General features: G+C 60.3%; 11 protein-coding genes. 5 read left to right on the top strand and 6 right to left on the bottom strand.

All coding sequences use genetic code 11. The annotated features are described in order from the left end of the window. Window positions 1-10 precede the first annotated feature (10 nt). The 3 genes from ACNSOI_RS18240 to ACNSOI_RS18250 form a co-directional block, all read right to left on the bottom strand. Entirely contained in the window at window positions 11-598 is a 588-nt protein-coding gene (locus ACNSOI_RS18240) for an ankyrin repeat domain-containing protein (RefSeq protein ID WP_061330894.1), read from the bottom strand. Between the two features lie 70 nt (window positions 599-668). Beyond that, a complete protein-coding gene (locus ACNSOI_RS18245; protein WP_420194724.1) occupies window positions 669-2813 on the bottom strand; it encodes a tRNA(Met) cytidine acetyltransferase TmcA in 2145 nt (714 codons plus the stop codon). Continuing rightward, entirely contained in the window at window positions 2814-3191 is a 378-nt protein-coding gene (locus ACNSOI_RS18250; RefSeq protein WP_420194725.1) for a DUF2237 family protein, read from the bottom strand. Window positions 3192-3379: 188 nt separating this feature from the next. Between ACNSOI_RS18250 and ACNSOI_RS18255 the strand changes: the two genes are divergently transcribed. Both ACNSOI_RS18255 and ACNSOI_RS18260 read left to right on the top strand, forming a co-directional pair. Next, window positions 3380-5704 carry an ATP-dependent helicase gene (locus ACNSOI_RS18255; RefSeq protein ID WP_420194726.1) on the top strand — a complete coding sequence of 775 codons (2325 nt, stop codon included), beginning with the start codon at window positions 3380-3382 and terminating at the stop codon, window positions 5702-5704. 164 nt (window positions 5705-5868) lie between these two features. After that, entirely contained in the window at window positions 5869-7011 is a 1143-nt protein-coding gene (locus ACNSOI_RS18260; RefSeq protein ID WP_061330898.1) for an OmpA family protein, read from the top strand. An 81-nt stretch (window positions 7012-7092) separates the two neighbouring features. Here the strand turns inward: ACNSOI_RS18260 and ACNSOI_RS18265 are convergent, their stop codons facing one another. Continuing rightward, complete coding sequence (locus tag ACNSOI_RS18265) at window positions 7093-8337, bottom strand: methyltransferase (RefSeq protein WP_420194727.1); 1245 nt, start codon at window positions 8335-8337, stop codon at window positions 7093-7095. Between ACNSOI_RS18265 and ACNSOI_RS18270 the strand changes: the two genes are divergently transcribed. Next, entirely contained in the window at window positions 8336-9016 is a 681-nt protein-coding gene (locus tag ACNSOI_RS18270) for a tRNA/rRNA methyltransferase (RefSeq protein ID WP_420194728.1), read from the top strand. The genes ACNSOI_RS18265 and ACNSOI_RS18270 overlap by 2 nt on opposite strands. Window positions 9017-9018: 2 nt before the next feature. Here ACNSOI_RS18270 and ACNSOI_RS18275 read toward each other — a convergent pair whose 3' ends face one another. After that, complete coding sequence (locus ACNSOI_RS18275; protein ID WP_420194729.1) at window positions 9019-10290, bottom strand: D-amino acid dehydrogenase; 1272 nt, start codon at window positions 10288-10290, stop codon at window positions 9019-9021. A 12-nt stretch (window positions 10291-10302) separates the two neighbouring features. After that, window positions 10303-11133 (bottom strand): polyphosphate kinase 2 family protein, encoded by an 831-nt coding sequence (locus ACNSOI_RS18280; RefSeq protein ID WP_420194730.1) that lies wholly within the window; start codon window positions 11131-11133, stop codon window positions 10303-10305. A 119-nt stretch (window positions 11134-11252) separates the two neighbouring features. Here ACNSOI_RS18280 and ACNSOI_RS18285 point away from each other — a divergent pair, with 119 nt between their 5' ends. Both ACNSOI_RS18285 and ACNSOI_RS18290 read left to right on the top strand, forming a co-directional pair. Further along, entirely contained in the window at window positions 11253-12062 is an 810-nt protein-coding gene (locus ACNSOI_RS18285) for a TatD family hydrolase (RefSeq protein WP_061330902.1), read from the top strand. Further along, window positions 12059-13267 carry an HD-GYP domain-containing protein gene (locus ACNSOI_RS18290; RefSeq protein ID WP_061330903.1) on the top strand — a complete coding sequence of 403 codons (1209 nt, stop codon included), beginning with the start codon at window positions 12059-12061 and terminating at the stop codon, window positions 13265-13267. The genes ACNSOI_RS18285 and ACNSOI_RS18290 overlap by 4 nt, the downstream gene beginning before the upstream one ends. Window positions 13268-13311: the final 44 nt, after the last annotated feature.

Genomic DNA, 13311 nt, shown 5'->3' on the forward strand with positions numbered 1-13311 from the left:
CCCGGCCCGGCTACCGCGCAGCGCCCGCCTGGACCAGCAACATTTCCAGGTCCTGGTTGTTACTGGCCCGGGCCAGGTCCAGGGCGGTGCGACCATCGGCGCTCCGGAAGTGGACATCGGCCCCAGCCGCCAGCAGCATTTCGGCGGTCAGCAAGTCGCCGCTTTCCACCACTTTCATCAACAGGGATTGCCCGTCCTGGCTGACATTCACATTGGCTCCGGCCGCCAGCAAGGCCCTGACCACCGCCAGGTGGCCGTTTTCCGCCGCGTGAATAACGGCAGTATAACCACGGGCATCCCGGGCATTCACATCTGCACCCGCCGCCAGAAGCAAGCGCACAATCCGGCGATTACCGTTAGTTGAGGCCACCATCAGCGGGCTTTCCCCGGCATCAGCCTGAACATTCGGACTGACTCCCTGCGACAGCAGGTTGAGCACTGCCCGGTCTTCATCGGCCTTGACCGCTGCCATTAGCTGGCCCGGATCTCCGGGATTGTCGGCTGCACCTTTTCCGGCGCCCGTTGACGCGCAGCCAGACAGCAACGCTAATGTGACGGTGACGAATAGAAGAACAACCTTGCCTGCTTCCCTGGCCATAATGAGCAATCTCTTGTGTGATTTTTGCAGCTATTCTGAGCAGCCGATGGCAAGAATTAAATCGAACCGTTCACAACTCGGGCCCGTTTTGCAGAAGTTGACAGGCCAACCCCCGGAGCCGCTGCTCACCATCCCGCTGACCGCTGCACAGTAACGCAGCCTGCAGTGCTGCCCACGACCAACCCTGAAGCACCGCCCGGCACCACAACGGAAAGTCCGGTTGCTGGCAAAGCCAGGCCATCACTCCCGGGGCGGCGCTTACCGCTTGCAGCATCGGCAAGCTCAGCTCGAACCCGCGATAACCATGGGCAAAACTGTTCAGGTCACGCCGGTCGTTGTTATCCGGGCCGGTGTCTGGCGGCAAGTCTGCGCCCAGGGTGCCCATCAGTACCGGCTCAAGCTGCGACCAGTGGCGAGGAACCAACACTTGCCAGTGGCGGGCAAACCGGGTTCTCAGTTGCGTTTCCAGACTGGCTCCGGCATCGGACAGGCCGCGCATCATCTGCACCGGAAACTCGCCGGTGCTCGCTTCCTGGCGCAAACCCAGACGAACCACCCGAAAATCACAAGCCTGCCAGAATCTGACCAACGGGTCGTTGCCACCAAAGCTGGTACCGATCGCGTCCAGGCCCTGCCCGCGGCAAGCCGCGGCGGCAGCATCCACCAGTTGGCGACCTATCCCCAGATGGCGGGCCTGTTCCACAACTGCAATGCGGACCACTCTCAGGGTTTTCAGGCTGGCCGCTTCCGGAAAGCCACCATGGCTGGCCAGGGATTGTGCCAGCAGGTGGCCCCGCAACCGGCGACGGCCCTGCGCTACCTGCTCGGCCAACCCTGCTTCAATGCCACCTTCCACAGTACCCCAAAGCACACCCACCGTTTGTCCCAGATACACTGCGCGCCAGGATTGCGCGCCGGGGTCATCCAGCCATTGCCGCAAGTCTGCCGGCGTTGTCCGGTAGTGAGCATCGACCAGCAGACCGAAAGCCTGTGACAGCTCCTGCTCGCTGGCGTCAGCCGGTACCCAGGGCTGAATATCAACGTCAGCGACCTCCGGCACGGGTTCTACCGCACCCTCGGCGGCCAGCAGAAACAGCCTGAACACCAGCTGTTCCAAAGGATCATCACCAGCCCAGCGTACCGGCTGGTGTAACGGGATTCCGCGCCAGTGGGGCGTTTCCCGGTCGAGAATCTCGCGAAACCGGATAGCAAAACCACGCCCGGTGCCTTCATAGCCATGAACCGTGGTGGCAAAAGCCACCCTCGGCCAGCCCAACAGTATGTCGCGTAACCAGTGCGCCGGCAGACCGGCCGCTTCGTCCACCAGAACCACTTCGGCGGCCGGGCGGGCGGCAAGCAGCTCTGGCACTGGCATGTAGCTCAGGCGGTGGCCTGTACGGCTCACAAGTTCCGATTCCGATTGCTCAGCCAGTTCTTCGCCAAGTTCGAGCACTGCGTGCCTGAACAGGGTATCCACGTTATCCCGGGAAGGTGCCGTCACCAGCACCTGCTCGCGACCGGCCAGGAGCAGACGGGCCGCAGCGATGCCCATGGCGGCAGACTTGCCACGGCCCCGGTCGGCGGTGATCACCAGGGGGCGTCGGCGGCGGCCCTGGCCGAACCGCACCAGGTGTTGCAGCAGTTGTTGCTGTTCATCGGTGGTTTGCGGGGTGAAACCGGCAGTATGTGCCGGCAATTCCGGCCAGTTAGCCAAGCCTGAGTCGTCTGCCTGTACCCGGATGATGGAGGCATCGCCACCGATCACCATCGCCAGCCTGGCGGCAAATGGATGCTCTTCGGCTTGATCAAGGCCGGTGCGGACATAATCCGGATCGCCATGGTGACGCCACCGATCCAGGGGCGGCACCAGCCAGAACAGTAACCCTCCGGCCTGCAGCGTGCCTGCCAGTGCCGCAAAGGCATCTGGCGGATTGCCTTGCCAGCCGTCCCAAACCAGGAGGCTGGTTTCCCGGCCCAGCCATTGCTGGTAATGGTTGGCCTGAAGGTGTGGCAGGCCCACGGCTTCGGCGTGTTCGGCCCGGCCAACCCACAGGCTGTGGCTGGTATTCATCCGGGACAGTTGCCGGTGCATCCAGGTGCAGGTGTTTTCCTGCGAGCCCTCTACCAGAATCAGGCGGCGGTGGCCGATGGTTCTGAGCCTGGCTTGCAGGCTTTGCCAGTCTGCGGTCGGATGCTCCCGGCTTGTGTCAGTCATTCAGCTGAGATCCGCGGCATGGGCTTTTAGGTCAGCAAGTTCGCAAGCTTCAAGGGCTCTTTGGTGGGTGGCGCGCAGTTTGACCCGCGGGGCACTGTTGGCTTCGAAGGCTTGTTGCCAGCGGCCGGCGCAGAGGCACCAGCTGTCGCCCGGTTTGAGGCCGGGGAAGCCGAATTCGGGTCTGGGGGTGGAGAGGTCGTTGCCCTGGACTTTGGAGTAGTCGAGGAAGTCGGCGGTGACGATGGCGCAGACGGTGTGGTTGCCCAGGTCATCGGGGCCGGTGTTGCAGCAGCCTTCGCGGTAGAAGCCGGTTTTCGGGTTGTTACCGCAGGTTTCCAGTTTTTCGCCCAGTACGTTTAGCGATTGCTCAGTTTTCATCTTTCCCCATCTCTTCAGGTTTCGGAGTTGGCAAGGTGTTGGGTAAGCCTTTCAAAACACGCTCCTTCGGCCCATCCCTGGGGCGCTTGGGCTCCGCCATCCATGGCTCCGCACAGTTTCGAAAGGCTTACCCAACCCCTTGCATTCAACAGGTGAGTAATATTCCCCATAATCCAATCTTTTAGATTATGCGGGAGCGCTATTCCCGCTACCAGTTGGCCAGTACAATAGCTCGCATGCCTACCAAACCCCAAATCCCGGATACCTCTCACCTGCCCGAGTTTCTCACCGATGAGCAGCGGGCGATTATTACGGCCGGCTATGAGCATGCGGTGATCACTGCCGTGGCGGGCAGTGGCAAGACGTCGACGCTGGCCTGGCGGATTCGGTTTTTGCTGGAGCAGGGCCATGATCCGGACCGGATGCTGGTGTTGATGTTCAATCGCAGTGCCCGAGTGGATTTTGAGCGGAAGCTGCAGGAGGTGTGTGATCGGTCCGGGCTGGCATTGCCGGAGGTTCGGACGTATCACGCCATGGGGCTGCGGTTGTACAAGCGGTTTGTTCGGGAGGGGTATCTGCCCGGGTTTTCGGAGAAGATTCTGACCGAGCAGGAGATTGCGTTTCAGGCCTGGTTGTTGACCCGGCGGCTGGCGCCGGAGGATCTGGCGGATGAGATTCGGCGCAACAAGAAGGAGTTTGTGGAGACGGCCACCGGGTTTATTGATCGGGTGAAGACCGGGTTGTCGCCGGCGGAGGTGGTGTTTGAGGAGTTGGGATATTCGGATAAGCACCGGTATCTGATCGATTTGTTCCACAGTTTCGAGCAGTGGCGCAAGGGCCAGGGGCGGATCAGTTATGCGGATATGTTGTATGAGCCGGTGATGGCGATTCATCAGAACCCGCCGTTGCAGCGCTTGGTCGGCAACAAGATGGATCTGATTTTGGTGGATGAGTACCAGGATACCAATGAGATTCAGCATCTATTGTTGCGCTACGTGGCCGGTGACCGGGCGCGGGTGACGGTGGTGGGGGATCCGGACCAGACCATTTATGAGTTTCGCGGGGCGAAGCCGGAGTTTATTTTGCGCCGGTTCAGTGATGAGTTTGAGAGCCCGCTGGAGCAGACGCTAAGATACACCTTCCGGTACGGGCATCAGGTGGCGCTGCTGGCCAATCATCTGATCTGTCACAACACCGGGCGCAAGGATGTGATGTGTCATTCGCATCCGTCCACGCCGGCGACCACCGTGGACCTGCATCGGGCGGAGAATGACGGTGATCAGGTGCTGCGTATTCTGCAGCAGCAAGCGCCGGAGCAGAACAGCCAGACGGCGATTCTGTTCCGGGTGTGGAGCCAAAGTGTGCCGATTGAGCTGAAGTTGCTGGCCCAACAGGTGCCTTATCGGATTGACGCCGGCAAGGGTGCGCTTTTCAGTCGCGAGGTGCAGGCCATCACCGCCCTGCTGATGGTGGTGACCGGCCGGCTGAAGTTGCTGCCGGATGCCGACCGGCTGGATCTGGCGCGGCTGCTGCTCCGGTTTCCCCATGTGGGCCTGAAAGAGCCTGAACTGGAGAACCTGGCACAGTTCCTGGCGGCGTTTGACGGGGCCTGGCATGAGCGGCTGCTTGCAATGGATTTTGACGCGCTTGCCCCGATGGCGGGCCGCAAACTTCGCAAGCTGGGGGAGGTGCTGGCGCAGCTTGAGCGATACAAGGGGCCGGTGGCCGGGCTGATCAGTGTGTATGCGGAGCACATGGAGCTCTACGAGGGCATTCGCAGCCTGGCGCTGACCCACGACAGTGCCGAGGAGCGCATTGATACGGTACAGGGCTTCCGGGATTACCTGAAGGGCCTGGATTTGACTGCTGAGGGCGCGCTGGATCATCTCAAGGCATTGAAGCAGCAAGCTGGAGAGAAGCAAGATCACGGGGTGCTGCTGTCCACCATCCATCGCACCAAGGGGCTTGAGTGGCCAGTGGTGATTATTCCTGGCCTGCAGGAGAAATACCTGCCCTACAGCCCAAGGCCCCAGGACGATGCCAGGGCACTGTTGGAAAGCGAACGGCGCCTGCTCTACGTGGCCATGACACGAACCCGACAGGCCCTGCATCTGATCACCCGGCCAGCCAGTCAACAACCCCACCTTGAGGGCGACCAGGGTCCCAGCCGGTTTGTGGCCGAGTTGTGCTTTGAGCTGTCCAGGGAACTGGGTGCCGCACTGGAGGGGAACTATCCGACAGGAACAGGGTCACTGAGCCTGAGCGTCCCGCTGACACCGGTCAGCCTGCGTTATGCAGGCCGGGAGGGAATTGTCATTGAAGGCCAGACTGCGCCTCAGGCTGATACCACGGAACCAGTTTGGCACCATACGCGTGTTGTCCACGCCATCTTTGGCGCTGGCGACGTGACGTCAGAGGATGAAAGTTCGTTTGAAGTGCGTTTTGCCAATGGCGATACCCTGAACTTCAGCAAGAAGAGCGCTCATCTGTATTTCACGGCGACATCGGATTAAAACGACGCTGTCAGTGAACTGCGTACAATTCCCGACGTACCAACTACTGTCATTTTTTTGTTTTTTTTGGCTTACTGGCCTAAATTCCGAGTAATACAGGTGTTTTTCGGAGTTTTCATTCCTGAGAGAACTGCAGGAAATAACAACTAAACAGGAGGTTCTGCATGAAGATCATGCGCCCGGTCGCTCTGGCCGCCCTTACAGCATCCCTTGCCACTCCCGCTCTGGCCGACCGCCAGGAAACCATTTACCTGAACCCGTTCGCCGGCTTCCAACTGTTTGATGACAAACGGGATCTGAGCGAAACCGGCACCTTTGGTGTTGGTGTTGAGTACCGCTTCCTGCCGCGCTGGTCTGTTGAAGCTGTGTATTCCCGGGCTAACGCCGATCGCAAATACGTGCCGGGAGAATCTGACTTTCAGGAACTGAGAATTGACGGCACCTACTATTTCGCGGGGCCGGATGCGGCCTGGAACCCGTATGTATCACTGGGTGCCGGCCATGCAGAATTTGGTGTGGGTGATACCATTTCTTACACCACTGCAGGCACCGATCACGAAGAAACCCGGGTCAATGTTGGCGTGGGCTTCCGCTACAACGTCAGCAACGGCATTTCCATCCGTGGTGATCTCCGCGAGTTCCACGGTATTGACGAAAGCACCTTTGACACCATGGCCTCACTTGGCCTGAGCTGGGCCTTCACCCGCACTGTTGCTTCCTCGAAGCCCGCTCCTGCCCCTGAACCCGCGCCAGCACCGGCTCCTGCAGATTCAGACGGTGATGGTGTGCCCGATAACCGCGATCAGTGCCCGAACACGCCAGCCGGTGTTCAGGTAGACAGCCGGGGCTGCCCGGTGGACAGCGACGGTGACGGCGTGCCGGATTACCGCGACGAATGCCCGAATACCGCTGCCGGTGCCACCGTTGACGAGCGCGGCTGCGAAGGTGTGACTGAAACCGTGGAAACCATTGAGCTGCGGGTTCAGTTCCCCACGAACAGCTCCGTGATTGATGCCACGTTCGATAACGAAATCCGTCGCGTGGCGGACTTCATGGCCGAGTACCCGGAAACCACCGTGGAAATCGCGGGTCACTCCGACAGCATTGGTGACGCCGAGTACAACCGCTTCCTGTCCCAGCGTCGTGCCGAGGCCGTTGCTAACCGGCTGACCACGGTTCTGGGCGTTGACCCGGATCGCGTAAGCGCCATGGGTTATGGCGAAGCCGAGCCGATTGCCAGCAACGACACGGCCGCTGGCCGTGCCCAGAACCGCCGTGTTGAAGCACGCATTCAGGTTAGTCGCTAAGACCAACACATAAGGTAATGAGCAAACAAGGCGCCCTCTGGCGCCTTGTTTGTTTCCGGGCCAACGCTCTTCAGAAAAACATCAGTCCGATACCCTGACCGCATCCAGCAACAGGTTGCGCGGAGTCAGTGAGCGCTCACAGAAGGCCCCCAGCCGCACCCGATAGCCCTGCTCCTCAAGAAACACCGCATAATCGAACACCAGCCAGAGCTCCAGCGGCCGCCGGAACAGGTGCCGCAGCAGTTCGTGCCGGCGTACCTGATGGAACCGGCGCTCCCCTTCCGCCAGCCAGCGCTGCCAGTCCAGATTTTCCGGCAGCTCCAGGCGCTTTTTATCGGCCGCCCAGGCACAGAAGGTTCTGAAATCACCCGCATTCAAACGCCCGGGATGGGATGGTACTGGAAGGTAGCTATCAACGCTGCGAAGGTGCCGCTGAAGAGCATCAAAGCCCAGGCGCCAGATACTGATTTGCCAGGTTTGCTCGCGCACCCTGGCCGGCGCCGTAACAGTCTCCTGAACGGCCAGTCGCAGGCCATTTCGGTCGAGGGTGACCGCACCGGTGTATTGCGATGCCTGATCAGACATCAACCGGTAGTTTTCATGATCCGTCAGATGATAACAGCAGGGTGAAAAGCTCAGGCGCGACGCCTGTTCCGCGCTGCCTCGGCGAATCAATTGCCGGTGCAGGTCGCCGCAGGCATGCAAGGCAACACCATGAACCTTGCCGGGCCAGGCCAGGGTTTCAGCCATGACATCCTGATGGCGCAGGATGACAGGATCCTGGTAATGCTGCGCGAGGCGATTGCCATCCGCCACCAGTTCCGGATTCCATTCAAACCCCAGCACCGAAGGCGCTCCTTGCCCAACCAGAGTGCGGGCCAGATGGCCCTTGCCGCAGCACCAGTCCAGTACCGGCCCAGTCAATGGCCGCACCGATGCTGAAAAGGCGCCCGCTTGCTCGCGCTTGCGCCCCGGCATATCCACCGCAGCCACTTCGGCCAGCGCCGCCGCCCGGCTTTCTTCCGTTGTGCTCAGCGCGGGCACTGCAATCAAGTCAGGGTAACCGGCGAGGTCCGGGACGAAACGGGCGACGTTCTGCGAGAGCTCCGCCAGATTCTCTTCCAGATACTCACAGGCATGGTCATCCAGCGCTTCGAGCCAGCCCGCCAGTTCCGGATAATCCCGGGTCCACGCCGGCGCGGGCTCCATGAAAGGAATCGGACGCCAGAGGGGTTGATGCCGGGCAAGCCAGTCGTTCACGGCCTGCCAGCGGTTGTAAAAAGTCACGGGCGACTGGTGTACACTCGCCGCCGGAGGTAATGTCATGAAACTGGCCTTTGTACTGGTTGAACCAAAAGTTCCGGAGAACGTCGGCGCGGCTGCCCGGGCCCTGTGCACCATGGGCTTTTCCGAGCTGTGGCTGGTCAATTCCGACCTGCACACCCGGCCGGAAGCCCACTGGCTGGCGCATGGCAGTGATCACATTCTCGACAATGCGCGCATTTTCCCTGATCTGGCCGCGGTAAGAAACTCCGCGGATCTGCTGATGGGCACCTCGGCCAAGCCCCGGCATAACCGGCAGGACTGGCACGAGCCAGCCGCACTTCGCGCGGTGCTATCCAATAAGGGGGAGTCGGCTGCCACCGCTGCCCTGGTATTCGGGCGGGAAGACCGGGGCCTGGCCAACGAGGAGCTGGCCCTGTGCGATCTGCTGACCGGATTCCCCATGGCGGTGACCTATCCATCCCTGAACCTGGCCCAGGCGGTCATGCTCTACGCCTGGGAGCTGTCCGGGCTGCAAAAGGCCGGTCCACAGCAAGAGGCAGCAGCCAGCGCGCCGGGACTGGCGGCACTGCGCTCGCGGCTGGAGGGCCTGTTGCCAGAACTGGACGCTCCGGCGGACGAAAAGCTGTCCCAGTGGGTGTTCGAAAAACTGCCGCTGCTGTCTGACCGGGATATCGGCTTCGTTCACACCCTGTGCGGCAATATCGAGCGCAAACTCTGACGCTATTCCGAAAAGCGTCCGGGCCGGAAGGGGTCCAGTACCACTGCCGGCTCTTCACCATCGATTACCTGCGCAATCACGTCTGCACTGCCGGCAGACAGGGTCCAGCCGAACGTGCCGTGGCCGGTATTCAGGAACAGGTTGTCCCTGGGGCCTTTGCCGATGATGGCTGGGCCATCCGGCGTCATCGGGCGGAACCCGGTCCACGTCTCTGCCGCCGCCAGGTCCGCACACCCCGGAAAACGGGTTTCAACGGACCGTTTGATGGTATCAATCCGCGCTTGCGGAATGTCCCGGTTGAAGTCCGCCAGCTCGACAAATCCGGTTGCACGCAACCGGTCACCCAGGCGGGTAGACACCACCTTGAAGTTGTCATCGTGAATCGTACTGACCGGCCCCTTGGCCGCATCACGCAGGGGTACGGTGATGCTGTAACCCTTGATCGGATAGATTGGCAAACGCAGCCCCAGTGGTTGTAGCAGTTGCGGTGACCAGCAACCAGCGCAGACTACAAAGGCGTCTGCCTCCAGAGTTTCCAGCCGGCCGTCCGCGTTGGTCAGTTGCACCGCGTTTACCCGAGTTTCGTCGGCAACCAGCCGCTCCACTTTCACGTCGTATCGAAAGTTTGCGCCCAGTTGCTCACACACCCTTGCCAGTGAGCGGGAAAACAGATGGCAGTCGCCCGTGCCATCCGTGTCGTAGCTGATGGCACCGTACAGGGGGCCATCACCGGTCATGCCCGGTTCCGTTTCCCTGACCTGTACAGGCGTCAATAGCCGGGAGGCAATACCCATGTCATTCAGCAGTTCGTGAATAGCCCGGTAGTCATCCATGGCCTCCGGCTTGCTGGCCAGGTGCAGCAGCCCCCGATGCTGGCCGTCGAAGGCCAGATCGTGTTCCTGCTCAAGGGCCAGGAAGCGCTCCCGACTGTGCATGCCCAGGCGCAACATGGCCCGTTTGTTCAATCCGAACAGACCCGGCGACCAGGCATAACGAAGTGTGGCGAACATGAACCGCATGGCATCCAGTGACGGCGGCACTTTCAGTTTCAATGGGCCGGATTTCTGCAGAATCCAGGGCAAGGCCTTGAACACCATCGAGGGGTCTGCCCAGGGATAGACCACACCATAGGATCGCTGGGCCGCGTTGCCTTTGCTGGTCTCGTTACCGGCCAGCGGATGGCGCTCCAGCACCGTTACCTGGTGGCCACGGCGCAGCAGCTCACGAGCCGTGGTAACGCCGACCACACCACCGCCTACAACCACGATATGCATAACTCGCCTCCGTTACTCCACGCCATTCTCAGCCAGCAGGGTCCGATACTCTTCCAGTACATCCGGATGCTCCTCCGGATAATCCGGTGCCAGCTGCTTCAAAACTTCGGCCACCAGGGCTGCGACAACGGCCCGAGCCTCGGATTTGCGATCTCCGGGCACAATAAACCAGGGAGCCTCATTTGTGTGGGTGGCTGCCAGCGCTTCCTCCGCATACGCCTGGTATTTGTCTCGCAGTTTCCAGCCCTCGATATCGGAGCGGTCAAACTTCCACCGTTTACGAGGCTTGTCCAGGCGCTTTAGCAACCTTCGCTTGTGTTCGTCTTCCGACAGGTTCAGCCAGACCTTCACCACACAGGTACCCTCACTGACCAGGTGCTGCTCGAAATCCCGAATCGCCCGGTACCGGGCTTGCCAGTCGTAGGTTTCCTCAGCCCGCACCGGCCAAACCCGTTCCGCAATCACCGCTTCGTGGTGGCTTCGGTTGAAGGCGACCATCTGCCCGTAGGCCGGCAACAAAGGGGTGACACGCCAAAGAAAATCATGGGCGGATTCTGTTGCTGTGGGCCGGCTGAACGACCAGGCATGAAAGCCGGCCGGGTCAGCATAGGTAGCAAGGGTTCGAATCAGGCTGTCCTTACCACTGGTATCCGGGCCATGTATCACCAGCAACAGGGCTTTCCGACCATTGGCCCAAAGCCGGCGCTGGTACTCGCCGATATCTTCCAGGCTCGCCTCCAGTGCCGGTAGTTTTTCATCGTCATCCAGCAGACTGGGGTATCGACCCAGCGCCGGTTTTTTCGGGTCCAGAAACCATGTTCGTGCGAACGCCGTATACTCCATCAAGGAAACTCCCTATCAGCACGATGCAATGCAACAATCACCCAAGGTGATAAACTGACGTGATTCAATTCTCAGAATAGCAGCCAAGCGACGGCTGTGATGGAGCATAGACCCCAGGCATGAGTAAGAAACGTCGTGAGATTCCCGTATTTGATCACCCGATCATCGAGACCCACTGCCATCTGGATTACCTCAAGGATCGGCCGCTGGCCGAGACCCTGGAACAGAGCCGCAAGGTGAACATCGAAAGGGTGATCACCATTGCCGTGTCGCCGGACAACCTGGCTGCTGTGCGTGAACTAAGCCAGCTTGAGCCCTGGGTGTACGGCACCCAGGGCATTCACCCCCACGAAGCGGAAAGCTATTCCGATGAAGTGGAGGCGGAAATCCGCGAACACGCCCGGGACGACAAAATCGTCGCCATTGGCGAGATCGGTCTGGATTACTACTACGACAATGCCGACCGGGGCGTGCAACGGGAGGTATTCCGTCGCCAGCTGCAGATTGCCTGCGACAACGATCGCCCCGTTGTGATTCACAGCCGCGACGCAGACGACGACACCATTGCCATCCTGCAGGAGTTTGAGCAGACCCTGACCCGCCGGGGCGTGATTCACAGCTTTACCTCCGGCCCCGGGCTGGCCCGTTATGCGCTGGATCAGGGCTGGTGCCTGGGCTTTAACGGCATCACCAGCTTCAACAAGGCGGAAAACGTTCGGGATATCGTACGCATGGCCCCGATCGAGCAGATTCTGCTGGAAACCGACGCACCCTTCCTGACGCCGGTACCCTACCGTGGCCGGGAAAATGCCCCGTTCTATCTGCCGTTTGTTGCCGAGAAAATCGCCGAGGTGAAGGATCTCCCCCTCGACCAGGTCTTAACCCAGACCTACCAGAACAGCCTGAGGACGTTCTTCCCACAACCATGATCAAACGCATTCCCATCGCTGCGTTGAAGGTCGGCATGTACATTTCCGACCTGAATAACGACTGGATTCCCCATAACACCCAACGCAAGAAAGGGGTGATCAAGCGGGAAGAGACCATCGAGAAAATCCGCAGGATGGGGGTCCAATACGTCTATATCGACGTTGAGAAAGGGCTGGACTCCCAGGACGCTGAGACCGCCCAGGAAGTGGACCGGCGCAATGAACAGGCCCTGCAGAAGGCAGGTGAACAGCGCCCGGGCATCCAGCACAAGGTTGCCCTGACTGAAGAGATTGTCATCGCCCAGCGGATTCACAGCCAGGCCCAAGGCCTGGTAGGCAGTTTCATGAACAACGTCAAAATGGGTGCCGCCATTGATATCGCGCCCATTCACCAACTGGCCGACGAACTGCAAAACTCCGTTCTGAGAAACGCCAACGCCCTGAGTTGCCTTGGCCGCATCCGCGAGAAAGACAACTACCTGTTGGAACACTCCGTTAACCTCAGTGTGCTGATGTCGCTGTTCGGCAACTACCGTAACCTGCCGGCAGACGTACTGCATCAAACCGTGGTGGGCGCCCTGCTCCACGATCTGGGCAAGATCCTCACCCCCGATGACATCCTGCATAAACCCGGCCGCCTGACGGCGGAAGAATTTGAGGTGATGAAACTGCACGCCCGGCACTCCAGGGACATTCTTGCCAGCACCGAAGGCATCGGCGAAATCGCCGTGATTACCGCTGCTCAGCACCATGAGAAACTGGATGGCAGTGGTTACCCGGAGGGTCTCAAGGGCGAAGAAATCACCGAATACGGGCGTATGGTAGCGATCACCGATGTTTACGACGCCATCACTTCCGACCGGGTGTATCACAAGGGTATGACGCCGTCCCAGGGGCTGAAAAAACTGCTCGAATGGAGTGGTGACCATCTGGACCCGGAACTGGTGAAACAGTTTATCCGCTGCATCGGCCTGTACCCGGTGGGCTCGCTGGTGCTGCTTGAGAGTGGACGGCTGGGGGTGGTGGTGGAAACCAACGATCAGGATCAGCGCCTGCCCGTGGTAAGGGTGATGTACCACACCCGGTTTCGACTACCGATTACAGTGGAAACCATCGATCTATCCCGCGCCGGCAATCAGGACCGGATTGTCCGGGCGGTGGACCCGGAAGACTACAAACTGGATGTGCGCAAATTCCTGGCCTGAGGCATCGCGCCGGCCAACCTCTGCTACACTCGCCACTAATCCGC

Source organism: Marinobacter sp. GH_1, assembly GCF_048595985.1.
Taxonomy (GTDB): Bacteria; Pseudomonadota; Gammaproteobacteria; order Pseudomonadales; family Oleiphilaceae; genus Marinobacter; species Marinobacter shengliensis.